Raw genomic sequence first — 24,588 nt, forward strand, 5'->3', positions numbered from 1 at the left:
GGCCCGAGGAGCCGCACGCACACCACGGCGGGTCCGCCGGGCGGCTACTCGTACTCCGCCACGGACTGGCCGATCAGCCAGAACATGGGCGGCCACAGGCCGACGAAGAGCGCCCGGCGCTCGGCGTTGCCGCGCTCGTCCTGGTCGTAGCCCTTGGCGCGGGTCCAGAACCCGATGCACAGCACCACCGAGCCCAGCGAGGCCAGTTCGAGGTGGACCCGGCGCAGCCCGGCCCGGTGCAGGACCTCAGCGACGGGCATGCCGACCTCCCTGGGCAACCTCCGCGCACGGCCCGCCCGCAGCCGGCTGCCTGCACCGGCACGGGCGATTCCTTCTGGTATAACGATTTCTTCTGATATAGGGAGCATAGGACATATATGACGCGACGGCGCCCCGAGCACCACGCCGCCCCGCGGCCGTCACCCCCGCAGCCGTCACCCCCGCGGACGCCGCGCGCAGCGACCGTCCGCCCTTCGCCGCGACCGTCCGCCCCGGCGACCGCCCGGCCGCACGCCGCGCCCGTTCCGGCACCGCACACCGTTCCGGCACGCCGCACCCGCCCGGCACCAGACACCCGTCCCCGCGCGGCATGCCCGACGCCCAGACACCCGTCCCCGCGCGGCATGCCCTCCCCCCGCCCCCCGCACCACACACACCCGTCCCCCACCACGCGCCCGTCCCGGCGCCGCACCCCGCGACCGCCCAGCCCGGCACCGTACGAGGGGCCGGCCGTACCCTCTTCCGCATGACCGCGCAGCCGTCCGGGGACGCCGGGGAGACACGTACGAGGGTCCTGCTCGCCGAGGACCAGGGGATGATGCGCGGCGCGCTGGCCCTGCTGCTCGGCCTGGAGGACGACATGGAGGTCGTCGCGCAGGTGAGCGCGGGGGACGCGATCGTGCCGACGGCGCTCGGCACCCGGCCCGACGTGGCACTGCTGGACATCGAACTGCCCGGGTGCAGTGGCCTGGACGCGGCGGCGGAGCTGCGCCGGCGGTGCCCCGAGTGCCGGGTGCTGATCCTGACGACGTTCGGGCGGCCCGGGTACCTGCGGCGGGCCATGGACGCGGGCGCGGCGGGCTTCCTCGTCAAGGACGGCCCCGTGGAGGAGCTGGCCGCCGCGATCCGGCGGGTGCTCGCGGGCGAGACCGTCGTCGATCCGGCACTGGCCGCCGCGGCGCTCAGCGCGGGCCCCAACCCTCTGACGCCCCGCGAGCGCGAGGTCCTGGTCGCGTCGGCGGACGGTGCGACGGTCGCGGACATCGCCGCGAAGGTGCACCTGTCGGAGTCGACGGTACGCAACTACCTCTCGTCGGCCATCGGCAAGACCGGCTCACGCAACCGCATGGAGGCGGTCCGGGAGGCACGGCAGCAGGGGTGGCTCTGAGGCACCCGCTCACCGGTCACCGCCGGCCGCGCACCGTACGGCGCCGCGCGGCACCGGACGGGCGGCGGGCCGTGCGAGCACCGCACGCGACCGGCCGCACCGCCCGTTCAGTGCTGCCGCTGGGCCGCCTGCTCCGGCTCCGGCTCGCCGAGCGCGGGGGCCGGGCGGCGGGCCCGCCGGGGAATCCACAGCACCATGACGACGACCGCGCCGGCCAGGATGGCGGTCGCGCAGCGGAACGCCAGGGCGTAGCCCGCGGTGAGGGCCGCGGGGCCGGTGCCGCCGGCCGTGCGGGACGCGGCCACCGTGGAGAGCACGGCGAGACCGAGCGCGCCGCCGAGCGTGCGGGAGGTGTTGATCAGGCCGGAGACCAGGCCGGCGTCCCCCGGTTCGACGCCCGAAGTGGCGAGGGAGGCGAGCGGGGTCGACGCGAGGCCTGACCCGAGCATCATCACCACACCCGGCAGCAGGATCGAGGTGACATAGCCGCCGTCCGCCCGCATGGTCGACTGCCAGGCGAACCCCACCATGGCGATCAGTACGCCGAGCACCGCCACGTTCCTGGCGCCGAGGCCCGGCATCAGCCGGGGCGCGACCTTGGAGCCGACCATGATGCTCACCGAGCTGGGCACCAGCGCGACCCCGGCCCCCAAGGGGCTGTACCCCAGGGCGTTCTGGGCGTACAGGGTCATCAGGAACCACATGCACATCATGCCGGCGCCGCAGATGAACATGGCGGCGTTGGCGGCGGCGACCGGCCGCAGCCTGAACAGCTCCAACGGCATCAGCGGCGCCCGGGTGCGGGCCTCCACCAGCAGGAAGACGACCAGCAGCAACGGGCCCGCGACCAGCGGGACCAGCGTCTCGGGAGCCGTCCAGCCGGCCGCCTCGGTCTCCACGATGCCGTAGGCGAGCACGGCCGCGCCCGCGGTGACCAGCACCGCGCCCGGCAGGTCGAGCCGCCGGCGGATGCCGCCGCGCCTGCTCTCGGTCACCCAGCGGACCGCCGCGGCCAGCACCAGCGCGCCGACCGGGACGTTGATCAGGAGCACCCACCGCCAGGACAGCGCGTCGGTGAGCACCCCGCCGACCAGGCCGCCCGCGGCGCCGCCACCGCCGCCCACCGCGCTCCAGGTGGCTATCGCACGCGCGCGTGCCGGGCCCTCCGGGACGGCCGAGGTGAGGATGGTCAGCGTGGCCGGGGCGAGCACCGCGGCGCCCAGGCCCTGCACGGCGCGGGCGGCGAGCAACTGCCAGCCCTCCTGGGCGACGCCGCCCGCGAGGGAGGCGAGCGTGAAGAGGGCGAGGCCCACGACGAAGGTGCGTTTGCGCCCGAAGACGTCGCCGGCCCGGCCGCCGAGCAGCATGAAGCCGGCGAAGGCGATCGAGTAGGCGTTGACGACCCACTGCAGCCCCGCCGCGCTCAGCCCGAGGTCCGTCCGCATCGAGGGCAGCGCCACGTTGACCACGGAGACGTCGAGCACGACGAGGAACTGCCCCGCGCAGGTGGTGAGCACGACCAGCCAGGTCGGCACCGGGGTGCGGCGGACGGTGGTCGCGGGTTCCTCGGCGGCTGTCGGCATGGGGGTCATGGTCGCAGCGCCCGGCCCCTCGTGCATCGGGATTTCGCAGCACCGGAGCTGGTCCGGTGGGCCTAGGACCCGTCCGGGGCCAGGAGAGCGGGAGCGGAAGAGTGCACCCGGGGGGGACGGGGGCGGGGAGCCGGAGCGCGAAACCCGGCCGGGGAATCGGCGCGAGTCACGAACAGGTCAAGATTGGTGTTCGTACGATATCCCTCGGAATACCGCCCGCTCCGGGTGAGTTCATGTACCACGTATTGTCGTACGGCCCTGCCCCCGGCCGCCCATGCCGGCCCGCGGGCACGCAGGACCGGCCGGCTCGCCCGAAGCGCCCGAAGCAACCCTTCTCACTCCGCCCTGGAGGCCGCACAGAATGACCCAGACGACCGACCAGCACCCAAGAACGGCGGCCCATGAGACCGCCGTTCCGGTGTCCGGGCTTCCCGAGGACCCCGAGAAGCACCGCGCCCGCAGCGGCGGCATCGTCCCCGTCCTCGCCTTCGCCGGCATCACGGTCGCCGTGATGCAGACGCTGCTCGTGCCGGTCATCAAGGATCTGCCGACCCTGCTCAGCACCTCCGCGAGCAACGCCACCTGGGTCATGACCTCCACGCTCCTCGCCGGAGCCGTGGCCACCCCGATCATGGGCCGCCTCGGCGACCTCTTCGGCAAGCGGCGCATGCTGCTCACCAGCCTCGCCGTCATGGTGATCGGCTCCCTCGTCTGCGGCTTCACCGACCAGCTCCTGGTCATGATCGTCGGCCGTGCGCTCCAGGGCTTCGCCATGGGCGCGATCCCGCTCGGCATCGGCCTGATGCGCGACGAGCTGCCGCGCGAGCGGCTGGCCGGCGCCATGGCGCTGATGAGCTCCTCGATCGGCGTCGGCGGCGGCCTCGCGCTGCCGGGCGCCGCGCTGGTCGCCCAGCACCTGGACTGGCACGCGCTGTTCTTCATGGCCGCCGGCCTCGGCGTGCTGGCGATCCTGCTGACGGTGTTCGTGGTGCCGGAGTCCTCGGTGCGCGCCGAGGGCAAGTTCGACCTGATCGGTGCCCTGGGCCTGACCATCGGCCTGATACTCCTGCTGCTGCCGGTCACCAAGGGCAGCGACTGGGGCTGGGGCTCGCCGACGACCCTCGGCCTGTTCGGGGCCGCGGTGCTGATCCTGCTGCTGTGGGGCCTGATGGAACTGCGGTTCACGGCCCCGCTGGTGGACCTGCGCACCACCGCCCGCCGCGAGGTGCTGCTCACCAACCTCACGTCGATCATGGTCGGCGTCGCGTTCTACGCCATCTCGCTGGTGCTCCCCCAGCTCCTCCAGCTGCCCAGGGCCACCGGCTACGGCCTGGGCCAGTCCATGGTGGTGGCCGGTCTCTGCGTGGCCCCGCTCGGGCTGACGATGATGCTCACGGCCCCGCTCTACGCCAAGCTGTCCGCCGTCTACGGGCCCAAGATCTCGCTGCTGATGGGCATGGTGGTCATCGGCATCGGCTACGGCGCAGGGCTCGGCCTGATGAGCGCGCCCTGGCAGACCGTCATCATCTCGATGGTGGTGGGCGCGGGCATCGGCCTCGCGTACTCCTCGCTGCCGGCCCTGATCATCGGCGCGGTGGACCCGTCGGAGACCGGCGCCGCCAACGGCCTCAACACGCTGATGCGCTCCATCGGCACGTCCGTCTCCAGCGCCGTCATCGGCATGGTGCTGGCCCGCACGGCCGACGTGACGCCCGACGGGCTCGTGGTGCCGACGATGCACGGCTTCCGGGTGTCGTTCATGATCGCCACCGCCGCGGTGGCCGGCGGTGTGGTGCTCGCGCTGTTCCTGCCGTCGCGCCGGCCCGGGCGTGCGCAGCAGCCGAACCGGCCGACGGCCGCGGACGAGGGCGCGGCGCCCGCCGCGGAGCAGGTGGCCGTCGCCGCGGCCGACCCGGTGCCCGCCGGCGTCGCCGCCCAGCCGATGGCCGCCGTCGCCGCCGTCGCCGCCGGTCACGAGCCGACGGCCACCGCTGCCGCCACGGGTGCGGCCCTCCGCGGCGGATTCCACGGACGGGTGCTGGACTCCTCCGGTGCGCCCGTGGCACGCGCGAAGGTGACGTTGATCGACGGCCGCGGCCGGCAGGCCGGCGCCGCGTTCACGGACGCGCAGGGACGCTACGCCCTCACGGTGCCCGCCGGCGGTTCGTATGTGCTCGCCGCCCGGGCCGCCGGCCACGCCCCCCGGGCCTCCGCGGCCACGTACTCCGTCTCCGGCCGCCCCGTGGAGGTCGCCCTCACCCTCCCGGCCCTGGTCCCCGCCCAGCGCACCGAGCCCGCCCCCGCGCCCGCGCCCGCCTTCGAACGGCCCCGCGCCGAGGCGTGACCCGTCGGCCCGAGGGCCCCGGGCGCCGCTCGACGAGCGGCGCCCGGGGCCCTCGCCGTTCCGCGGACCCGCCGACGGCGCCCGGCTCGCGGCACGGCAGCCGCGGAGGTGGTGGTCGTACCCCTGCTCCCGCACCGGACACCGGAATGCGTGCGGGCCCCGTCGGAGGCGCGGGGAACGGCAGGCGCACCGCCGGAGGGCCCGTCCGGTCCCGGCGCGCCGGGACCGCCCCGCGCCGGGACCGCCCCGCGCCGGCCGCCGAAGACGCCCCGCCGGGGACGGGAAGCTCAGCCCGTGATCCGCATCAGGCTCACCCGGTCCCCCTCGACCGTGAACGCGAAGTCCGACGGGCCGTTGAATCCGCTGCCGCCGACCTGGGCGCTGACGGTGACGGTGTCGCCGTCCGCCCGGGTGCCGGTCACGTCGAGGGTGACCTGCTTGCCGATGAACTCCGCGTCGCTCCAGCCCCGGATGGCATCGCGGCCGCGGAACTCGCGCCCCCAGTCGTTCACGGCGCCGTCCTCCGTGAAGACGTCGAGGAACGCCTCGGTGTCGCCGTTGTTGGCCGCGTCGAGGGCGCGCCGGACGGGGACGGGCAGGGCAGCGGTGGCCATGGATCACTCCCGATGGTGCAGGTGGAACAGAACATGGTGTGAATGGAGCACGGCAGCGGTGCCGGTGAGCGGGCAACCCCACGGGTGACGCACCGGAATCTAGGGCCGCACCGGAATGATCGCATCCGAGGCTCGGACCACACCCCTGAGCCACGCTGCCCCGCGGGCCGGGACGTCCGGCCCCTGCCCCGGCGCCCGCACACCGAGCCCGCCCTCCGCCCCACACCGAGCCCGCCCTCCACCGAACCTCCGCCCCTCGCCGAGCCCGCCCCACGCGATCACACCCCGACTCTTGACATGGCAACGACAACATGAGGTCATGTGAGGCAATGGGAGCGCTCCCATTTACGACAACATGAGGTCATGTGAGGCAATGGGAGCGCTCCCATTTCCACCCCGTACACCGCTCCCCAACCGCCGCCACCCGCCACACCGCCCGGTCGGCCGCCCCGCGCGCATCCGCACACCGATGAGCCGGCCCGGCACCCGCACGCGGCGGCACCGCCCGCGCAACGCTCCGTCCACACAAGGAGGTTCGGCCATGTGGGGCAGACATCTCCGGCGAACGCTCACGGCCCTGCTGGCCCCGGCCTTCGCCCTGGCCCTCGCGGAACCCGCGGCCTCGGCCGAGGCCGGTCCGGCCGTTCAGACCACACAGACCACACACACCGCACAGACCACACAGACCACACAGGGCGGCACCGCCGCCCGGACCGGGGCCGCCCAGCATCCCGCCTCAGCCGCGGCCCCGGTCCGCATCATGCCGCTGGGCGACTCGATCACCGGATCCCCCGGCTGCTGGCGCGCCCTGCTCTGGGACCGGCTGCAGAGCGCCGGCTACACCTCGATCGACTTCGTCGGCACCCTCGGCCCGCAGGGCTGCGGCGTGCCGTACGACGGTGACAACGAAGGCCACGGCGGCGCGCTGGCGACCGTCACGGCGGACCAGAACCAGTTGCCGGGATGGCTCGCCGCCACCCATCCCGACATCGTTGTCATGCATTTCGGGACCAATGACGTCTGGAGCAACAAGTCCCCGGACACCGTCCTCGCCGCGTTCACCAAGCTGGTGACCCAGATGCGCGCCGAGAACCCGGCGATGAAGGTGCTGGTGGCGCAGATCCTGCCCATGGCACCGTCCAACTGCCCCGAGTGCGGGCAGCGGGTCCGGGATCTGAACGCGCGGATCCCGCAGTGGGCCGCCGGCATCAGCACCGCGCAGTCGCCGGTGGTCGCCGTCGACCAGTGGACGGGCTTCAGCACCGCCACCGACACCTACGACGGCGTGCACCCCAACGATGCGGGCAATGTGAAGATCGCGGGGCGGTGGTACCCGGCGCTGAGCAGGTTCCTGACCCCGGGGCTCACTCGTCCCGGCGTCGCCGCCCCACCCGCCGACCGGGCTCGGTGAGTCCCCACCCGGCGGGGGCGCTGCGCTTGCCCGCGCGACCGGTCGGCGGTCGGCGGGCGGCGGCCTGCGGCCTGGGACTTGGGGCCTGCGGCCCCGCGGCCCCGCGGCCCCGCCGGGCGCGGCCCGGCGTCAGGACGCGCCCCGAACGGGCGCGACCGGTGGCGCCGCCCTCTTTCCGTACGCGTCCCACACCCCCGTCCGGGACGCCCGATCCCTGGAGTCGTACACATGCGAACGTTCACCCGCCGGCGCTTCTCCACGGCCCTCGGGGCCCTCGCGGCCCTGACCGGCCTCGCCCTGGCCGGAGTCGGCCCCGCCCAGCCGGCCACGGCCGCGCCCGCCGCGACCGGCCTGCACATCAGCGGCGGCAAGCTGGTCGAGGGCAACGGCAGCTCCTTCGTCCTGCGGGGCGTCAGCGCAGCGCACGCCTGGTACCCCGACAAGACGGCCCAGTCGCTCAAGGACATCAAGGCCCTGGGCGCCAACAGCGTCCGCGTCGTGCTGAGCACCGGCGCCCGCTGGACGCAGAACAGCGCGAGCGACGTCGCGAACATCGTCGCCCAGTGCAAGCAGAACAAGCTCGTCTGCATCCTCGAAGCCCATGACACCACCGGCTACGGCGAGCAGGGCGGTGCCATCACCCTCTCCCAGGCGGCCGACTACTGGATCGGCATCAAGAGCGCGCTACAGGGCCAGGAGGCCTACACCATCGTCAACATCGGCAACGAGCCCTGGGGCAACAACAACACCTCGGGCTGGACCGCCGCCACCCAGGGCGCCATCCAGAAGCTGCGGGGCGCCGGCATCCAGCAGACCCTGATGGTCGACGCGCCGTGCTGGGGCCAGGACTGGGACGGCACGATGAAGAACAACGCCGCGACCGTCGCGGCGGCGGACAGCCGGCACAACACCCTGTTCTCCGTGCACATGTACGGGGTCTACGACACCGCGGCGGAGATCACGAGCTATCTGAACACGTTCGTGCGCGCGGGCCTGCCGATCGCCGTGGGCGAGTTCGGCAACCAGCACACCGACGGCAACCCCGACGAGGACACCATCATGGCGACCGCCCAGCAGCTCGGCATCGGCTACCTGGGCTGGTCGTGGAGCGGCAACAGCAGTGACGTCGCCTACCTGGACATGGTCAACAACTTCAACGGCCAGTCCCTGACCGGCTGGGGCCAGCGGATCTTCAACGGCGCCAACGGCATCAGGGCGACGGCCAGGCAGGCCACGGTCTACAACTGAGCCCGGGGCCGCCACGCCGTGGCCGCCCCGCGCCGTACGCCCCCGCCGCCCCCGGCGGCGGGGGCGTACGGCAGCATGGGCACCGGGCCTGCGCAGCCGGCGCACGCCCGGTGCCGCGCCCCACGCCGAGCTGGAGGAACCCATGGCCGCCGAGCCCGCGCCGGTGATCGAGGGGCAGGTGCCCGCGCCCGAGGTGCTCGCGGCCTTCGAGGCGGCCAAGGGGTTCATGCCGCGCGACGAGGGGCTCGCCCTGTACGCGGCGGCGTGTGCGGCCGCGGCGCTGGGGCTGCCGCTGCTGGAGGTCGGCACGTACTGCGGCCGTTCGACGCTGCTGCTCGCCGCGGCGGCCCGGGACGCCGGTGTCACCGCGGTCACGGTCGACCACCACCGCGGCAGCGAGGAGCAGCAGCCCGGCTGGGAGTACCACGATCCGGAGCTGGTCGACCCCGATCCCGCGGTGGGCCGGATGGACACCCTGCCCGCCTTCCGGCGGACGCTGTTCAAGGCCGGCCTGGAGGAGCACGTGGTGGCGGTCGTCGGCCGCTCCCCGCAGGTGGCCCGGCTCTGGCGGCAGCCCCTCGGGCTCGTCTTCATCGACGGCGGCCACACCGACGAGCACGCGACGGGCGACTACGAGGGCTGGGCGCCGCAGGTCGCGGAGGGCGGCCTGCTGGTGATCCACGACGTGTTCCCGGATCCCGCGGACGGCGGCCAGGCCCCGTACCGGATCCACCGGCGTGCGGTGGAGTCGGGCGAGTTCACCCAGATCGCGGCGGTGCGCTCGCTGCGGGTGCTGCGCAGAACCGGACCGGTGCCCGAGCGGGTCGCCCGGACGGCGGTCTAGAGTCGGGGCGTGTCGTACATGAGTTCCGGCCGCGCCCCCTACGGGCCGCCCGACGGTCCCCGTCCGCGGCGGCGCCCGCTGCGCGGGCCGCTGACCGTGACGGTGGCCGCGCTGGTGCCGACCGCCCTGGTGGGCTGGCTCGTCTGGCAGGCGGCGGGCGGGACGGGACACGGCGGCGCGGGCACCGGCGGCGCCGCGGGTCCCGGCGCCTCGACCACGCAGGCCGCGCCCAGCGCCTCCGCGGGCGGCAGCGGAACCCCCGGGAACGCGCCGGGCCCTGGCGGGGCGCCCGCCCCAAGCGCCTCCGGGCACGCGGCCCACGGCCCGCTCGCGGGCAAGGTCGTCGTGATCGACCCCGGGCACAACCCGAACAACTACCGGCACCCCACCGAGATCAACCGCAAGGTGGACATCGGCACGGACGCGAAGGAGTGCGACACCACCGGCACGGCCACCAACGCCGGATATCCGGAGGCCCGGTTCACCCTCGACGTCTCACGCCGCATACGGACGCTGCTGGAGCGGCAGGGCGCCAAGGTCCTGCTGACGCAGGACGGCGACCGCTCCTGGGGGCCCTGCGTCGACGAGCGCGCCCGGATCGGCAACGCCGCCCACGCGGACGCCGCGATCTCCGTGCACGCCGACGGCGCCCCGGCGGGCGACCGCGGCTTCCACGTCATCCTGCCCGCGGCGGTGCACCGGGGCCGCGCGGACACCCGCGCCATCGCCGGACCCTCGCGGGAGCTCGGGAAGTCGGTCGCGGACCGTTTCGCGCACGACACCGGCAGCGCGCCCGCCAACTACATCGGCGGCGGCACCGGCCTCGACGTCCGGGACGACCTCGGCGGACTCAACCTCTCCCGGGTGCCCAAGGTCTTCATCGAGTGCGGCAACATGCGCGACGCCCGGGACGCCGCGGACGTGACGGACAGCGCGTGGCGGCAGAAGGCCGCACAGGGCATCGCCGACGGAATCACGGGTTTCCTGCACGAGTGAGGTCACAAGCCCATGACCGGGCAGACACCTCGCGCGGGATGACGATAGTGTCGCCCCTACGATGGGGGGCCACCCCCGCGCTTCGCACCCCGCGGCCACCGCGGTCCCCAGTGACCTGCCACCGCGAGCGACGAGCGACAGCGACGCCCACCAGCGACCGATGAGACGACTGACGAAGGACCTGAAGTGAATTTCCGCTCCCTCAAGCGAGGCGACGGCGTGGTGATCGCGGCAGCGGTGTTGCTGTTCATCGCCTCGTTCCTCGACTACTTCTCGGTGCCCTCGGGCTACCCCGGCAGTGCTCCCAGCGCGTGGGACTCGCTCGGCGCCGGCCTCGGTGTCTACATGGGCGGAGTCATCGGCGCAGCGCTGATCGTCGTCAATCGCGCCCTGCCCCAGCCGCGGAAGGTCGCGGGCCTCGAACTGAGTCAGCTCGGCATCTCCTTCACCGTCATGGCGGCGTGGGTGATGTTCTGGACCATCGTCGACCTCAACGGCCCGGACGCGGGTGCGGGACTGATCCTCGGCCTGATCGCCGTCCTGGTGCTCGCCGCCGCCGCGGTCGCCACCCCGCTCGTCGCCGCCCTCCAGGCCCCGCTCACCGGCGCGCCGCGCCCGGTCAGCGCCCCCTACGGCATGCAGCAGGGCGGGTACGGCTACCCGGGTGTGGGCGCCCCGCAGCCGTCGTACGGCGGCCAGCCCGGTCCGGGCCAGCCGGGTCCGTACGGCGCGCAGCCGATGCCGCAGCAGGGGCACGCCCCGCAGCAGCAGGCGCAGGGCACGCAGCCCGGCGGCGACTTCTCGCCGTTCTGGTTCGCGGTGCCGGTGCAGCGTCCGCTGTACGCGGAGGACGGCTCGCCGACCCCGATCGCCGAACTCGCCCCCGGTACCTGGTACCTGGCGGTCGAGCAGCGCGGCTCCGGCCTGGTGGCGCAGACGCAGGACGGCCGCCGCGGCGTGCTGCAGGACACCACGGGCATCCAGCGCGGCTGAGCCGGGGCCCGGCCTTCGGCCACCGCACCACGGATCGCTCCCGTCGGCGCTCGCGTCCCGTCGCGGACACGGTCGGCCCTCGTTCCCCTCCGGAACGGGGGCCGTTCTGCTGCCCGGATCGCCGCGCGCCGGGGGCACGTGACGCCGTGCCGCTTGACGTCGCGCCGGACGGCGTCAAGGTTTTGCCCGGGCGGCACGGGCAACTCTCAAGCACATGTCTCGATATCGTAACGGCTCGGACCAGGCCGGCACGGTCGTCGCGGTCGTCGCGGACGTCCTCGCCTTCATCCTCGGCCTGTGGATCCTGATGTACCTGCTGGACGCGAACCCGGGCAACGACCTGGTGCAGGTCGTCCGTGACGCGGCGAACTGGCTCGCGGGCTGGTCGCACGACCTGTTCACCTTCGACAGGGCCTGGGCGCGCGTCGTCGCCGGCTACGGCCTGGCGGCCGTGGTCTACCTCTTCGTCGGCCACGCGGTGGCCCACCGCCTGCACCGCCACTGATCCGCACCCCGGCCGCCCCGCCGTCGCCAGGGATGCCCGGGCGGGTCCGCCGTCGTCGGCGACCCGTGCGCCGACTCCGCTTCCCACGCCCCATGCGCCGCTCCCGCCTCACACCTCCTGTGTGCAGCACTCCGGGTCGAGCCCCCGGGGCAGGTCGGTGCCGCCGAAGACCGCCCGGGTCGGCTCGTCGCCGCTCAGGGCGGCCACGGCCAGCAGCAGGGCACCGGCCGTCCAGGTGGTCAGCTCCTCGGGCCAGACCGCCTTGTCCGCGTAGACGTAGCCGGTCCAGTACAGCCCGGAGGCCGGGTCGCGCAGGTGCTGGATGGACCGCAGGACCTCCACGGCCCGTTCCGGCTCGCCCGCCGCCCACAGCGCGAGCGCCAGCTCCGCCGACTCACCCCCGGTCACCCAGGGGTTGGGCACCACGCAGCGCACGCCGAGGCCGGGCACGACGAAGCGGTCCCAGTCCGCCGCCAGGCGGGACCTGGCCTCGGCGCCGGTCAGGACGCCGCCGAGGACCGGGTAGTACCAGTCCATCGAGTAGCGGTCCTTGTCCAGGAACAGTTCCGGGTGCGACCGGACCGCGTGCCGCAGTGCGCCCACCGCCAGCTCCCAGTCGGGCTGCGGCTCGCCGCGCTGCCCGGCGAGGGCGAGGGCGCAGCGCAGGGCGTGGTGGACGGAGGCGGAGCCGGTGAGCAGCGCGTCCGTGCAGGGGGTGCCGTCCGGCTCCCGCTTCCAGCCGATCTGCCCGCCGGGTTGCTGGAGTCCCAGCACGAAGGAGACGGCGGCGCGCACCATGGGCCACATCCGGTCCAGGAAGCGTTCGTCCCCGGTGGCGAGGTAGTGGTGCCAGACACCGACGGCGGGATAGGCGCAGAAGTTGGTCTCCCTGCCGCGGTCCGTCACCTCGGCCGCGTCGCCGTCGGCGTAGGCGGCGTACCAGGAGCCGTCCTCGTTCTGGTGCCGGGCGAGCCAGTCGTAGGCGCGGGCGGCGGCCTCGTGCTCGCCCGCGGCGTCCAGGGCCATGGCCGCCTCGGTGTGGTCCCAGGGGTCGAGGTGGTGGCCGCGGAACCACGGTATGGCGCCGTCCGGGCGCTGGATGCCGAGGATGGCCCGCACGGTGGCGGCGGCCTGCCCGCCGGTGAGCACCCCCGGGAGCGCCAGGCGCCCGGTCCTCTCGGGCCGGCTCACGCCGCGGACGCCCCGGTGCCGGGCAGGTGCGGCTTGGTGGCGTAGGCGACGAAGCTCTTGCCGACGACCGGGTTGAGGAGCTGCTCGGCGAGCCGGGTCGCCAGGGGCTTCTTCATGATGTCCCAGACGAGCAGCCTATGGTACGCGCGCACCGGCAACGCCTTGTCGTTGTCCACCCCGAACGCGCACTTCAGCCACCAGTACGGGGAGTGCAGCGCGTGCGCGTGGTGGGTGCCGTAGGGCTTGAGGCCGGCCTCGCGGATCCTGCCGAGCAGTTCGTCGGCGCGGTAGATGCGGATGTGGCCGCCCTCCACCTCGTGGTAGGCGTCGCTGAGCGCCCAGCAGACCTTCTCGGGCCCGTACCGGGGCACGGTGACGGCGATCCGGCCGCCGGGCCGCAGCACCCGCACCATCTCCGCGAGCACGCCCTTGTCGTCCGGGATGTGCTCCATCACCTCGGAGACGATCACCACGTCGAAGGACTCGTCGGGGAACGGCAGCGCGAGCGCGTCGCCCTGCATGGCGGTGGCGGTGGCGCCCGCCGGGGCCTCGCCCGCCTCCCGCATCGCCGCGAACCACTTGGCGACCTCGCGGACCTCCTCGGCACTGCGGTCGAGGGCCACCACGCGCCCACCGCGCCGGTAGCACTCGAAGGCGTGCCGCCCCGCGCCGCAGCCCAGGTCGAGCACGCGGTCGCCCGCGGCGAGCGGGAAGCGGGTGAAGTCGACGGTCAGCATCAGTGGTTGCTCCCGGTCGGGGTCCCGGTGGCCGCGGGGCGCCCGGGGTCGGAGTGGGGGTGAGCGGGGGCCGGCCGGGCGGCGGGGCGCGCTCCTGCGGACGCGGCGGCCGGCTCGGCGGTCGCCACGGCGGACGCGGCAGGCGACTCGGCGGTCGCCGCCGCGGCGGTGGCCTGCTCGGGGGCTGCGGGCCGGGTGCCGGGCGGGTGGGCGGCCGGGTGCTGTGCCGGGCCGGGCGGCTGCGGGGCGCGGGCCGGCCGCCGGGCGGGGCCGGCCTGCGCCCGGGGGCGCGGGGCGGGGCGGGCCGGTCGTCCGGCGGAGGCGCGGTCGATGGCCTCCCGGTAGCGCTCGACGGTGCCCTGCGCGGCGCGCGCCCAGGTGAACCGGGCCAGCACCCGCGCACGCCCCGCCGCGCCCAGCCTGGCCCGCAGGTCGCCGTCGGCGAGCAGGCGGTTGAGCGCGGCGGCGAGCGCCTTGGCGTCGCCGGGGGGCACCGCGAGGCACGTCTCGCCGTCCGGTCCCGCCACCTCCGGTATGGCACCACCGGTGGTGGCCACCAGGGGGGTGCCGGTCGCCATCGCCTCGGCGGCGGGCAGCGAGAACCCCTCGTACAGGGAGGGCACGCAGGCCACCTGGGAGCCCCGGATCAGGCCGGCCAGTTCCTCGTCCGAGATGCCCTTGACGAAGCTGACGGCGTCCGTGAGGCCCAGCCGCTCGATGGCCCCGGCGACCGGGCCGTCCTCGGCGCGCTTGCCGACCACGACCAGATGGGCCGCGGGGTGCGCGGCGCGGACCTCGGCGAGCGCCTCCACGAGGTGGACCAGGCCCTTGAGCGGGACGTCCGCGCTGGAGGTGGTGACGATCCGGCCGGGCACCTGCGGCACGGCGGGATCGGGCGAGAAACGGTCGGTGTCGGCACCGATGTGCACCACGCTGATGCGCTCCGGGCGCACGCCCAGGTGCTCCACGATCTCCTGCCGGGATGAGCCCGAGACGGTCAGCACGGACGGCAGCCGCCGCGCGACCCGGCCCTGCATCCGCGTGAACGCGTACCAGCGGCGCACCGATGCGCGCCGCAGCCTGCTGTCCGCGGCGTCCAGCTCCAGGCGGCGGTCGACGGTGATGGGGTGGTGGATGGTGGTGACGAGCGGGGCACCGAGGTCGCCCAGCAGGCCGTAGCCCAGCGTCTGGTTGTCGTGCACGACGTCGAAGTCGCCGCGGCGGGCGCGCAGGTGGCGGCCCGCGCGCAGCGAGAACGTCAGCGGCTCGGGGAAGCCGCCGGTCTTCATGGTGGCGACCTCCAGGGTGTCGATCCAGTCCCGGTACTCCTCGCGGGCGGGGGTGCGGAACGGATCGGGCTGGCGGTACAGGTCCAGGCTGGGCAGCTCGGTGAGGGTCGGCCCGTGCGCGCCGTCCACCTCGTCGAGCACCGGGTAGGGCTGGGCGCCGATGACCTCCACCCGGTGGCCGAGGCGGGCGAGTTCGCGTGACAGGTGGCGCACGTAGACGCCCTGTCCGCCGCAGTAGGGGTTGCCCTTGTAGGTGAGGAGCGCGATGCGCAACGACCGCCCGCCGTCGGCCGCGGGGCCCGGCCGGGGCACGCCCTCGGCTCCACCGGACGCCGAAAGCCCCGCCCTGTCGGCCTCAGCGGTCACTCCTGGCCCCCTTCTCATGGCACTCCAACGGCGAGAGTACGCGTGGGCGACAATCTAGAACAAGTTTCAGACTTGATCGTCCGCCCCAAATCTACCGGCAAGTAGCCTCACCCGTCCCGACCCTCCGACGGTGATCCACACCACGGCACGAACCCGGTCACGGCCCGTCAGGGGTGCCCCGAAGGGGGCGCGGGGAACCGCGCGCCGAGCCACGACGGGGCCGGCAGCCCGCCACCGGCGGAGAGGGGCGGCCCCGACCGCCCGACCACCGGCCGGAGGGCGAGGGGGCGCCCCCCGTGGGCAACCGGGGGCAGCGCGGGCCCGCGAGCCGCGGATACGTTGACGGAGCACGGGTCCGAGCAGCCCGGACCACCGTCAGGACCGGCACGGAGCGGGACACATGACAGCGGAGGCAGGAACGGCGGCACAACCGGCCGCGCACACGACGGCAGCACTCCCGCCGCTGACCGAGCGGCAGGCGGCCCGCCGCCGCCGCATCCTCGCCGCCAGCGCCCGGCTGGCCGGCCGCGGCGGCTTCGACGCGGTGCAGATGCGCGAGGTCGCCGAGGAGTCCGGGGTGGCGCTGGGCACCCTCTACCGCTACTTCCCGTCCAAGGTGCACCTGTTGGTGGCGACCATGCAGGACCGTCTCGACCAGTTGCACCGCACGCTCCGCAAGCGCCCGCCCGGCGGCGGGACCCCCGCGGAGCGGGTCGCGGAGACCCTGATGCGCGCCTTCGGTGCCCTCCGGCGCGAGCCGCACCTCGCGGACGCCATGGTCCGCGCGCTCACCTTCGCGGACCGCTCCGTGAACGCCGAGGTCGACCAGGTCTACCGCAGGACCACCGCGATCATCCTGGACGCGATGGCCCTCGACCGGGATCCGGCGCCCGGCCAGCTCTCCGCGGTCCGCGTCATCGAGCACACCTGGCACGCGGCCCTGATCGCCTGGCTCTCCGGCCGTGCCGCGACGGCCCAGGTCCGCGCCGACCTGGAGACGGTCTGCCGACTGCTGCACCCGACGGAACCGGGCGGACCGGGCGGACCGGGCGGACGGGATGGACGGGGTGGACCGGGTGGACCGGGTGGACCGGGTGGACCGGGTGGACGGGATGTCGGGGGCGGCGGAGGTGGCGGGGGTGGACCCAGGGGGCCGGGTGGCCCGGCGGAACGGGCGGACCCGGCGTGACCGGCTCCCGCCGGCCCGGCATCGGCCCCGCGCCCCCGGAACCGGACCCCCGGACCCCCGTGCCCCCGGAACCGGACCCCGTGCCCCCGGAACCGGCCCCCCGCCGCCCGGGAGCGGGCGCCGCCCGGCTGGGCGGCAGGACCCGGCCGGTAGAGTGAGGCGTCGTCCTCACACCGGGTGAGGGGCGCCGGTCCACCTCCGACGCCGACCGTTCCCCGAGCGCACGGCCCCGCCCCGGGCGGGCAGGACCGCGCTCCGTGCGCCGCCGCGGCGGTGCGCCGGATCGCCTCGCCCGGCCGTGACCGGCTCGTGCCATCGGCTTCCCCGGTGGCCGGCACCGTCCAGTTCACCGAGCCGGGGCCGCCGGGTGCCGCCGCGCGCCCGAGCGCCCGGCTCCCCGCAGGGAGGGGCACCCGCCGACATGAACGTTCGCCGTGGCGCGGCGGTTCTGGCCGCCGCCGTGATGGCCGCGCTGCCTGCGGCGCCGGCCGCCGTCGCGGACGGCGCCCGCCCGTCCGGCGCCGCGTCCGCCCCGCCCGCGCTGCCGCCGGGCCTGTACGGCAGCGCCGACCCGGCGTACGACGGTGTGTTCCGGCAGTCGTACGCGCTGCTGGCCCAGCACACGGCGGGGGTGCGCCCCGCGGCGCGTGCGGTCGGCTGGCTGACCGGGCAGCAGTGCGCGGGCGGCGGCTTCGCCGCATACCGGAGCGAGCCGGACCGGGCCTGCACCGCGAAGACACCGGTGGACAGCAACTCCACCGCGGCGGCCGTACAGGCCCTGGCCGCGCTCGGCGGGCACCGGGACACCGTGGACAAGGCGGTGCACTGGCTGCGGTCCGTGCAGAACGCCGACGGCGGCTGGGGCTACACACCGGGCCTGCCGAGCGACGCCAACTCCACCGGCATCGTGACCGGCGCGCTGGCCGCCACCGGACAGCGGCCGGACGCCGTCCGGTCCGCCGAGGGCGGCAAGTCCCCGTACGACGCGTTGCCGGCGCTCGCGCTGCCCTGCGCGAAGGGCGGCGCGTTCGGGCTGCGGGACGCCACGTCGGGCAAGCTCGCGGCGAACGCCGACGCCACGGCGGCCGGTGTGCTGGGCGCACTGGGCAAGGGCCTCGTGGTGAGCCCGGCGGGCGCGGGGACCGGGGGGAGCGGCTCCAAAACGGGCGGGAACGGCTCCGGTGCCACCGGGACCGGCTCAGGCACCGGCGGGAACGACTCGGGCTCCGGCGGGAACGGGTCGGGGACGGCCGCGCACGGCTCCGGGTGCCGGGACGGCCACGGGCTGACGGCGCACCAGGCCGCCCTGAACGGCGCCGCGTACTTGACCGGCCTGCTCGCCCGCACCCCGTACCTGGTGTCGTCGCTGCCGGGCGCCGACGACCGACCCGACTACGGCAACACCGCGGACGCCGCGGTGGCCCTCGCCGCGGCCGGCCGCCACGGCACGGCGGACCGGGCGGCCACCTGGCTGGCCGGGCACGCCGCAGGCTGGGCGAAGCAGAACGGCCCCGCCGCCTGGGCCCAGCTCGTGCTCGCCGCGCACGCCACCGGCACCGACCCGCGGCACTTCGGCGGCACGGACCTCGTCGCCGCCCTGAACGCCACCGGGCCGGAACCGGCCGGCGCCACCGGAACCGCCGCGGGCCCGTCGGCGGACTCCCGCGACCGGGGAGAGCACGGGGCCAAAAACGGGAACGGCAAGAGCGGTTCCCCGTCGGGGACCTGGTGGCTGGTCGGCGCCTGCCTGGTCGCGGGCATCGGGGGCGGGCTGCTGCTCAGCACGCGCACGAGGCGCACACCGTGACGCCGCCGGCCGCCGTGCGCCGCACCGGTCGGCGCCTGCTCCTCGTGCTCGCGCTGCTCGGCGCGCTCACCGCGGGCGTCCTCGCGGGGTCGGGCCAGGCGCGGGCCGCCGGGTACCGGTACTGGTCGTTCTGGGAGCTGGCCGGCGGCAGCTGGGTGTACGCCACCCAGGGGCCGTCGGCGGCACGGCCCGGGGACGGCGATGTGCAGGGGTTCCGGTTCGCGGTGAGCGAGGACTCGCGGGACGCCGCACAGCCGCGCGGCACCCACGACTTCGCCGCGATCTGCCACGGGACCCCGGCGAGGCCCGGCACGAAGCGGGTCGCGCTGGTCATCGACTCGGGAACGGCGGCCGACGCGCCCGCGGGCGAGACGCCCCCGAAGCCCCGCACCGCCTGCGCCCGGCTCGCCCCGGACGCGACGAGCGCGGACGCCCTGGCGGCGGTCGCACGGCCGCTGCGGTACGACAGCCACGCGCTGCTGTGCGCCATCGCCGGCTACCCGGGGACCGGCTGCGGCGAGCAGGTCTCCGGACGGGTGCCGGCGGGCGGCTCGCGGGCACATCCGTTGGCGGCCGGCTCCGCGGACTCCCCGGCGGCACCGTCGGCCTCGTCACCGGCCCACCACATCCCGTCCGCCGGCGTCGTCGTGGGTGTCGTCGCCGTGGCGCTGCTGGGCGTGGCCGCCGTCTGGCAGGCCCGCCGGCGGCGTGGCTGACCCGGCGACGACGCGACCATGACCCGTATGAACCCTTCCGCATGCCGTGCCCCGGCCCTGCGCCCGATCCCGGCCCCGCGGGGGTCCCGGGCGCTGCACGCCGTCCCGGCCCTGCGCACGCCCCGGGCCCGGGGAGCGGTCACCGCCCTGCGCGCCGCGCCGCGCGGCGCGCGGCCCGGGACCCGCGCCGCAGACCACCACGGCGCCCGCGGCGCCCGCGCCGCAGACCGCCTCGGCGCACGGGCCCGTGGGCGCCGCCCCGGATGGCGGCCGCCCGCGGCGCACCGGGGCAACGCCCTGCACCCCGGCGCCTGGTGGCTGTGGGCCATCGGCCTCGGCACGGCGGCCTCGCGCACCACGAACCCGCTGCTGTTGGGCCTGCTGGCGTGCGTCGCCGGATACGTGGTCGCGGCCCGGCGCACGGCGGCACCCTGGGCCCGCTCGTACGGGGCGTTCGTGAAGGTGGCGCTGGCGGTGCTGGGGATCCGGCTGTTCTTCGCCGTGTTCCTGGGCTCGCCGATCCCGGGCACGCACGTGCTGGTGACGCTGCCGCAGGTGCCGCTGCCGGGCTGGGCGCAGGGGGTGCGGATCGGCGGGCCGGTGACCGCGGAGGGGCTGGTGTTCGCGCTGTACGACGGCCTCAAGCTGGCCACGCTGCTGGTCTGCGTGGGCGCCGCGAACGCGCTCGCCGGCCCCGCGCGGCTGCTGAAGTCGCTGCCGGGCGCGCTGTACGAGGTGGGGGTCGCGGTGGTCGTGGCCATGACGTTCGCGCCCCAGCTGATCGCCGACGTGCAGCGGCTGCGGTCCGCGCGGCGGCTGCGCGGACGGCCCGACAGCGGGCTCCGCGGGCTGCTCCAGGTGGGGCTGCCGGTGCTCGAGGGCGCGCTGGAGCGGTCCGTGGCGCTGGCGGCGGCGATGGACGCCAGGGGCTACGGACGGACCGCCGCGGTCCCGAAGGCGGTGCGCAGGGCCACCGCCGCGCTGACGCTCGGCGGGCTGCTGGGGATCTGCGCCGGTACCTACGGACTGCTGGCCGCCGCGGGCGCGGGGTACGGCCTTCCGGTGCTGCTCTGTGGGGTCGGCGCGGCGCTCGGCGGGCTGTGGCTGGGCGGCCGCCGCTCGGTGCGCACCCGCTACCGGCCGGACGTGTGGGGCGCCAGGGCCTGGCTGGTCGCCGGTTCCGGGGCGGCGGTCGCGGCGCTGACGATCCGTGCCGCCGCGCTCGACCCGGCCGCGCTCAGCCCCGGTGTGGTGCCGCTGACCGCGCCTGCGCTGCCGCTCTGGCCGGCCGCCGCCGTCCTCCTCGGCCTGCTCCCGGCGGGCGTCGCCCCGGTGCCGTGGCCGGGGCCGGGCGGCGCCGGTGTGCCGTCCCCGCGTGAGGAGCGCCCGTGATCCGCCGTCAGGAGAGCCCGTGATCCGCTTCGAGGACGTCTCCGTCCGCTACGACGGAGCCGGCGCGCCCGCGCTCGCCGGGGTCGACCTCACCGTGCCCGAGGGCGAACTTGTCCTGCTGGTGGGCCCCTCGGGGGCCGGCAAGTCGACCCTGCTGGGCGCGGTGAGCGGGCTCGTGCCGCACTTCACGGGCGGCACGCTGTACGGCCGCCTCACCGTGGCCGGGCGCGACACGCGTACCCACAGGCCCCGCGAACTCGCCGACGTGGTCGGCACCGTCGGCCAGGACCCGCTCGCCCACTTCGTGACGGACACCGTGGAGGACGAGCTGGCGTACGGCATGGAGTCGCTGGGCCTGCCGCCGGACGTGATGCGCCGGCGCGTGGAGGAGATCCTCGACCTGCTGGGCCTCGCGGCCCTGAGGGACCGGCCCATCGCCACGCTCTCCGGCGGGCAGCGGCAGCGGGTCGCCATCGGCTCCGTCCTGACGCCGCACCCCGCGCTGCTTGTCCTGGACGAGCCGACGTCCGCGCTCGACCCGGCGGCCGCGGAGGAGGTGCTCGCGGTGCTGCAACGCCTCGTGCACGACCTCGGCACCACCGTGCTGATGGCCGAGCACCGGCTCGAACGCGTCGTGCAGTACGCCGACCGGATCCTGCTGCTGCCGGGGCCCGGCGCGGCCCCGGTGCTGGGCTCCCCCGCCGAGGTGATGGCGGTCTCGCCGGTGTTCCCGCCGGTCGTCGGCCTCGGGCGGCTCGCCGGCTGGTCCCCGCTGCCGCTGACGGTACGTGACGCACGTCGGCGCGCGGCGGACCTGCGCACGCGGCTGGGCGCGCCGGGGGACGCCGGGGCTCCGGGGGACGCCGGGGCTCCGGGGGACGCCGGGGCTCCGGGGGACGGGGCGGCGACGAGCGGTGCCGCGGGGCCGGACCGGGCCGGGGCGGCGAGCGGGGCCGGCGCTCGGCAGCGGTCCGGCGGGGCAGGCGGCGAGGCGGCCGGGCAGGCCGGGCAGGCCGGGCAGGCCGGGCAGGCCGGGCAGGCCGGGCAGGCCGGGCAGGCCGGGCACAGCGGACGTACCGAGCGGCGGACAGGGTTCCGCTTCCCGCCCCGGCTGCCCCGGTTCGGCCGCCCCCGCGCCGACCGGGGCTCCGCCTCCGGGAGGGCCGCCGAGGACACCGGGGACGCCTCCGGTGCGGCCGTGCCGTCCCGCCACGTCGCCGTCGTCGAAGGACTCGTCGTGCGCCGGGGCCGCCTGGAGGCACTGCGCGGCGTGGACCTGTCCGTCGCGGCCGGCGAGACCGTGGCGCTGATGGGGCGCAACGGGGCGGGCAAGTCGACCCTGCTCTCCGCGCTGGTGGGACTGGTCGAGCCGGCGGCGGGCACGGTCCGGCTCAGCGGGCTCGCGCCGCACCGCACCGGGCCGCGCGAGCTGATCCGGCGCGCGGGCCTGGTGCCCCAGGAGCCCCGCGACCTGCTCTACGCGGACACGGTGGCCGCCGAGTGCGCCGCCGCGGACCGCGATGCCGGTGCGGCGCAGGGCAGTTGCCGGGCACTGCTGTCCGGCCTGCTGCCCGGCGTCCCGGACGGCAGCCACCCCAGGGACCTGTCGGAGGGCCAGCGGCTCGCGCTCGCGCTGGCCGTGGTGCTCACCTCCCGGCCGCCGCTGCTGCTCCTGGACGAGCCCACGCGGGGGCTGGACTACGCGGCGAAGGCCCGCCTGGTCCGGATGCTGCGGCGGCTGACCGGCGGCGGCCGGACCCCCGGGGCCGGGGCGGCAGCCGGCGGCACACCACCGCACTCCGTGGTGCTGGCCACCCACGACGTGGAGCTCGCCGCCGAGCTCGCCGACCGGGTGGTCATCCTCGCCGACGGCGAGGTGATGGCCGACGGGCCCACGGCCGACGTCGTGACGGCCTCCCCCTCCTTCGCCCCGCAGGTCGCCAAGGTGCTGGCCCCACAGCCGTGGCTGACCGTGTCCCAGGTCGCGGACGCACTCGCATGAGCGCGACCGGGGACCGCCACGAGGCGCGCGCGGGGGACGGGCCCGCACCGGGGCACGACGAGACCGGTCCGGCACAGGACGGCACCGCACCGGCACAGGACGGCACCGCACCGGCGCACGAGGAGACCGGTCCGCCGCACGACGGACCCGCGCCGGTGCACGACGGGCCCGGCCCCGTGGGCGGGGCCCCGCGGCCGCGGGTGGTGCGGCTGGGGCCGCGTTCGGTGGCCGCGCTGGTGCTGGTGGGCCTGGTCGGGGCGGCCGGGTTCGGATGGCCGCTGCTGGCGGGCCCGGAGGCGCGGGTCAACGCCCATGCGCAGGACGCCCCGTGGCTGTTCGCGGCGGTCCTGGTGCTGCTGGTCGCGGTGGTCGCCGCGACCGTCTCGGAGACCGGGCTCGGCGCGAAGGCGGTCGCGATGCTCGGCGTGCTCGCGGCGACCGGCGCGGCGCTGCGTCCGCTCGGCGCGGGCACCGCGGGCATCGAGCCGATGTTCTTCCTGATGGTGCTCAGCGGCCGGGTGCTGGGGCCCGGTTTCGGATTCGTGCTGGGGTCCGTGACGATGTTCGCGTCCGCGCTGCTGACGGGTGGCGTGGGGCCCTGGATGCCGTTCCAGATGGTGTCGATGGGGTGGTTCACGATGGGCGCGGGGCTGCTCCCGGCGCCCGACCGGCTGCGGGGCCGCGGCGAGCTGCTGATGCTCGCGGCGTACGGCTTCCTCGCCGCCCTCGCCTACGGGACGATCATGAACCTGTCGGGCTGGCCGTTCATGAGCGCCCTCGCGTCCGGCGTCGCCTTCGACCCGGCCGCCGGGCTCCCCCGCAACCTGGCCCGTTTCCTCGCCTACTGCGCGGCCACCTCGCTCGGCTGGGACCTGGGGCGCGCGGTGCTCACGGTCGTCCTCACCCTGGTGCTCGGCGGGGCGGTCCTGAAGGCGTTGCGGCGCGCCACCCGGCGGGCGGCCTTCGAGGCCCCGGTCGCCTTCCGGGAGCCGGCGGACGGCGACCGTCGCGGCGGTCCCGGCGCCCCGTAGCGGTCGGCACGCACCCGCCTCCGGTCCGCGCCCCGCGGGCCACGGCGCGTTCGGACGGGGTAGGCCGGCCGGCACGGGGCACGATGACGGGCGAGAAGTCCCCGACCCGGAGGGTGCCGTCATGCCCCAGCCCGCCCCGGACGAGGAGCCCGAACCGCACGGCCCGCGGGGGCCCGGGCAGGGCGGGCCCGCGCCGCACGACCGGGCGGATCCAGGGCCCCGGCTGCTGCCGCTGCTGCTGGCGCTGACCGTCGTCAGCGGTGTCATCGACGGCGTCAGCTACCTGGGCCTCGGCCATGTCTTCACGGCCAACATGACGGGCAACGTGGCCGTGCTCGGGTTCGCCGCGGCCGGCTCGGCGGAGTTCTCCGGGACGCATGCGCTGGTCTCGCTCGCGGCGTTCCTGGCCGGCTCGGCGGCCGGCGGGTGGGCCGGGCAGCTCTTCGCCGAGCGGGCCCGGCGCACCTGGCTGCGGACGGCCTTCAGCGCGGAGGCGGCGCTGCTCGGCGCCGCGGCCGCGTTCGCCGCGACGGCACCCGGGTCCGCGACCGCCACCGAGTACACCCTCGTCGCGGTGACCGCGTTCGCGATGGGCGTGCGCAACGCGACCGTGCGCCGGCTGGGCGTGGCCGACATGACGACGACCGTGCTCACGATGACGCTCACCGGGCTCGCGGCCGACTCACCGCTGGGAGGCGGCCGGAGCGTCAGGCCGGTGCGCCGGCTGGGCTCGGTCCTCGCCCTGCTGTCCGGGGCGCTGCTCGGCGGATGGCTGGTGCTCCATCACGACCTGTGGCTGCCGCTGCTCATCGCGGCCGCGATGAGCGGGATTCTGGTGCCGACGGTGCCCGGGCGGGTGTGACGGCCCCCGTGGTCCCTCCTTTCGACCGGCCCACGCCGCCGTCGGCCCGCCTGTCGCTCCCGTCGCTCCGGC

Annotated in this window: 19 protein-coding genes and 2 pseudogenes; 15 read left to right on the forward strand and 6 right to left on the reverse strand. The window is 76.0% G+C overall.

Features of this window, described 5'->3' with window-relative positions:
* Window positions 1–44: 44 nt before the first annotated feature.
* Window positions 45–260, reverse strand: coding sequence for a hypothetical protein (locus tag ACSMXW_RS07595; RefSeq protein WP_485804702.1), 216 nt, complete (start codon window positions 258–260; stop codon window positions 45–47).
* 485 nt (window positions 261–745) lie between these two features.
* On the opposite strand from ACSMXW_RS07595, the gene ACSMXW_RS07600 reads away from it, so the two are divergent.
* Window positions 746–1,387: a response regulator gene (locus ACSMXW_RS07600; RefSeq protein WP_485804703.1), complete on the forward strand. Its 642-nt coding sequence runs from the start codon at window positions 746–748 to the stop codon at window positions 1,385–1,387.
* Between the two features lie 107 nt (window positions 1,388–1,494).
* Here ACSMXW_RS07600 and ACSMXW_RS07605 read toward each other — a convergent pair whose 3' ends face one another.
* The gene (locus ACSMXW_RS07605) at window positions 1,495–2,979 is read right to left on the reverse strand and encodes an MFS transporter (RefSeq protein WP_485804704.1); all 1,485 of its coding nucleotides are present in this window, start codon (window positions 2,977–2,979) and stop codon (window positions 1,495–1,497) included.
* Between the two features lie 361 nt (window positions 2,980–3,340).
* Here ACSMXW_RS07605 and ACSMXW_RS07610 point away from each other — a divergent pair, with 361 nt between their 5' ends.
* Window positions 3,341–5,323, forward strand: a complete 1,983-nt coding sequence (locus ACSMXW_RS07610) for an MFS transporter (protein WP_485804705.1) — start codon at window positions 3,341–3,343, stop codon at window positions 5,321–5,323.
* A 287-nt stretch (window positions 5,324–5,610) separates the two neighbouring features.
* On the opposite strand, the gene ACSMXW_RS07615 is transcribed toward ACSMXW_RS07610, so the two are convergent.
* The gene (locus ACSMXW_RS07615; protein WP_485804706.1) at window positions 5,611–5,937 is read right to left on the reverse strand and encodes a nuclear transport factor 2 family protein; all 327 of its coding nucleotides are present in this window, start codon (window positions 5,935–5,937) and stop codon (window positions 5,611–5,613) included.
* Window positions 5,938–6,697: 760 nt separating this feature from the next.
* Between ACSMXW_RS07615 and ACSMXW_RS07620 the strand changes: the two are divergent.
* From ACSMXW_RS07620 to ACSMXW_RS07645, 6 genes and pseudogenes are all read left to right on the forward strand, one after another.
* A pseudogene (locus ACSMXW_RS07620) lies at window positions 6,698–7,336 on the forward strand (SGNH/GDSL hydrolase family protein); the annotation flags it as partial.
* Window positions 7,337–7,576: 240 nt separating this feature from the next.
* Window positions 7,577–8,596, forward strand: coding sequence for a glycoside hydrolase family 5 protein (locus tag ACSMXW_RS07625; protein ID WP_485804707.1), 1,020 nt, complete (start codon window positions 7,577–7,579; stop codon window positions 8,594–8,596).
* A 142-nt stretch (window positions 8,597–8,738) separates the two neighbouring features.
* Complete coding sequence (locus tag ACSMXW_RS07630) at window positions 8,739–9,440, forward strand: class I SAM-dependent methyltransferase (protein WP_485804708.1); 702 nt, start codon at window positions 8,739–8,741, stop codon at window positions 9,438–9,440.
* An 18-nt stretch (window positions 9,441–9,458) separates the two neighbouring features.
* Window positions 9,459–10,436: an N-acetylmuramoyl-L-alanine amidase gene (locus ACSMXW_RS07635; RefSeq protein ID WP_485807882.1), complete on the forward strand. Its 978-nt coding sequence runs from the start codon at window positions 9,459–9,461 to the stop codon at window positions 10,434–10,436.
* 186 nt (window positions 10,437–10,622) lie between these two features.
* The gene (locus tag ACSMXW_RS07640) at window positions 10,623–11,429 is read left to right on the forward strand and encodes a hypothetical protein (protein ID WP_485804709.1); all 807 of its coding nucleotides are present in this window, start codon (window positions 10,623–10,625) and stop codon (window positions 11,427–11,429) included.
* A gap of 214 nt (window positions 11,430–11,643) precedes the next feature.
* Window positions 11,644–11,934, forward strand: a complete 291-nt coding sequence (locus tag ACSMXW_RS07645) for a hypothetical protein (protein ID WP_485804710.1) — start codon at window positions 11,644–11,646, stop codon at window positions 11,932–11,934.
* A gap of 108 nt (window positions 11,935–12,042) precedes the next feature.
* On the opposite strand, the gene ACSMXW_RS07650 is transcribed toward ACSMXW_RS07645, so the two are convergent.
* The 3 genes from ACSMXW_RS07650 to ACSMXW_RS07660 are packed head-to-tail and all read right to left on the reverse strand — an operon-like array spanning window position 12,043 to window position 15,517.
* Window positions 12,043–13,125, reverse strand: a complete 1,083-nt coding sequence (locus ACSMXW_RS07650; protein ID WP_485804711.1) for a prenyltransferase/squalene oxidase repeat-containing protein — start codon at window positions 13,123–13,125, stop codon at window positions 12,043–12,045.
* Window positions 13,122–13,862: a class I SAM-dependent methyltransferase gene (locus ACSMXW_RS07655; protein WP_485804712.1), complete on the reverse strand. Its 741-nt coding sequence runs from the start codon at window positions 13,860–13,862 to the stop codon at window positions 13,122–13,124. The genes ACSMXW_RS07650 and ACSMXW_RS07655 overlap by 4 nt, the downstream gene beginning before the upstream one ends.
* The gene (locus ACSMXW_RS07660; RefSeq protein WP_485804713.1) at window positions 13,862–15,517 is read right to left on the reverse strand and encodes a glycosyltransferase family 4 protein; all 1,656 of its coding nucleotides are present in this window, start codon (window positions 15,515–15,517) and stop codon (window positions 13,862–13,864) included. The genes ACSMXW_RS07655 and ACSMXW_RS07660 overlap by 1 nt, the downstream gene beginning before the upstream one ends.
* A gap of 400 nt (window positions 15,518–15,917) precedes the next feature.
* Between ACSMXW_RS07660 and ACSMXW_RS07665 the strand changes: the two are divergent.
* The 7 genes and pseudogenes from ACSMXW_RS07665 to ACSMXW_RS07695 all read left to right on the forward strand — a co-directional run.
* A pseudogene (locus ACSMXW_RS07665) lies at window positions 15,918–16,559 on the forward strand (TetR family transcriptional regulator); the annotation flags it as partial.
* A gap of 568 nt (window positions 16,560–17,127) precedes the next feature.
* Complete coding sequence (locus tag ACSMXW_RS07670; protein WP_485804714.1) at window positions 17,128–18,513, forward strand: SCO2321 family membrane protein; 1,386 nt, start codon at window positions 17,128–17,130, stop codon at window positions 18,511–18,513.
* Entirely contained in the window at window positions 18,510–19,229 is a 720-nt protein-coding gene (locus ACSMXW_RS07675; protein WP_485804715.1) for an SCO2322 family protein, read from the forward strand. The genes ACSMXW_RS07670 and ACSMXW_RS07675 overlap by 4 nt, the downstream gene beginning before the upstream one ends.
* 27 nt (window positions 19,230–19,256) lie before the next feature.
* A complete protein-coding gene (locus ACSMXW_RS07680; protein ID WP_485804716.1) occupies window positions 19,257–20,621 on the forward strand; it encodes an energy-coupling factor transporter transmembrane component T in 1,365 nt (454 codons plus the stop codon).
* 19 nt (window positions 20,622–20,640) lie between these two features.
* Window positions 20,641–22,623, forward strand: coding sequence for an ABC transporter ATP-binding protein (locus ACSMXW_RS07685; RefSeq protein WP_485804717.1), 1,983 nt, complete (start codon window positions 20,641–20,643; stop codon window positions 22,621–22,623).
* Window positions 22,620–23,654, forward strand: coding sequence for an ECF transporter S component (locus ACSMXW_RS07690; protein ID WP_485804718.1), 1,035 nt, complete (start codon window positions 22,620–22,622; stop codon window positions 23,652–23,654). The genes ACSMXW_RS07685 and ACSMXW_RS07690 overlap by 4 nt, the downstream gene beginning before the upstream one ends.
* A gap of 121 nt (window positions 23,655–23,775) precedes the next feature.
* Window positions 23,776–24,516 (forward strand): YoaK family protein, encoded by a 741-nt coding sequence (locus ACSMXW_RS07695; RefSeq protein ID WP_485804719.1) that lies wholly within the window; start codon window positions 23,776–23,778, stop codon window positions 24,514–24,516.
* Window positions 24,517–24,588: the final 72 nt, after the last annotated feature.

This window comes from Streptomyces sp. DSM 116793 (genome assembly GCF_057320905.1).

Bases quoted from the DNA above. Each gene is read 5' to 3' on its own strand.
- ACSMXW_RS07595 (WP_485804702.1), bottom strand. From the start codon at position 260: ATGCCCGTCGCTGAGGTCCTGCACCGGGCCGGGCTGCGCCGGGTCCAC.
- ACSMXW_RS07600 (WP_485804703.1), top strand. From the start codon at position 746: ATGACCGCGCAGCCGTCCGGGGACGCCGGGGAGACACGTACGAGGGTC.
- ACSMXW_RS07605 (WP_485804704.1), bottom strand. From the start codon at position 2,979: ATGACCCCCATGCCGACAGCCGCCGAGGAACCCGCGACCACCGTCCGC.
- ACSMXW_RS07610 (WP_485804705.1), top strand. From the start codon at position 3,341: ATGACCCAGACGACCGACCAGCACCCAAGAACGGCGGCCCATGAGACC.
- ACSMXW_RS07615 (WP_485804706.1), bottom strand. From the start codon at position 5,937: ATGGCCACCGCTGCCCTGCCCGTCCCCGTCCGGCGCGCCCTCGACGCG.
- ACSMXW_RS07625 (WP_485804707.1), top strand. From the start codon at position 7,577: ATGCGAACGTTCACCCGCCGGCGCTTCTCCACGGCCCTCGGGGCCCTC.
- ACSMXW_RS07630 (WP_485804708.1), top strand. From the start codon at position 8,739: ATGGCCGCCGAGCCCGCGCCGGTGATCGAGGGGCAGGTGCCCGCGCCC.
- ACSMXW_RS07635 (WP_485807882.1), top strand. From the start codon at position 9,459: ATGAGTTCCGGCCGCGCCCCCTACGGGCCGCCCGACGGTCCCCGTCCG.
- ACSMXW_RS07645 (WP_485804710.1), top strand. From the start codon at position 11,644: ATGTCTCGATATCGTAACGGCTCGGACCAGGCCGGCACGGTCGTCGCG.
- ACSMXW_RS07655 (WP_485804712.1), bottom strand. From the start codon at position 13,862: ATGCTGACCGTCGACTTCACCCGCTTCCCGCTCGCCGCGGGCGACCGC.
- ACSMXW_RS07670 (WP_485804714.1), top strand. From the start codon at position 17,128: ATGAACGTTCGCCGTGGCGCGGCGGTTCTGGCCGCCGCCGTGATGGCC.
- ACSMXW_RS07680 (WP_485804716.1), top strand. From the start codon at position 19,257: ATGAACCCTTCCGCATGCCGTGCCCCGGCCCTGCGCCCGATCCCGGCC.
- ACSMXW_RS07690 (WP_485804718.1), top strand. From the start codon at position 22,620: ATGAGCGCGACCGGGGACCGCCACGAGGCGCGCGCGGGGGACGGGCCC.
- ACSMXW_RS07695 (WP_485804719.1), top strand. From the start codon at position 23,776: ATGCCCCAGCCCGCCCCGGACGAGGAGCCCGAACCGCACGGCCCGCGG.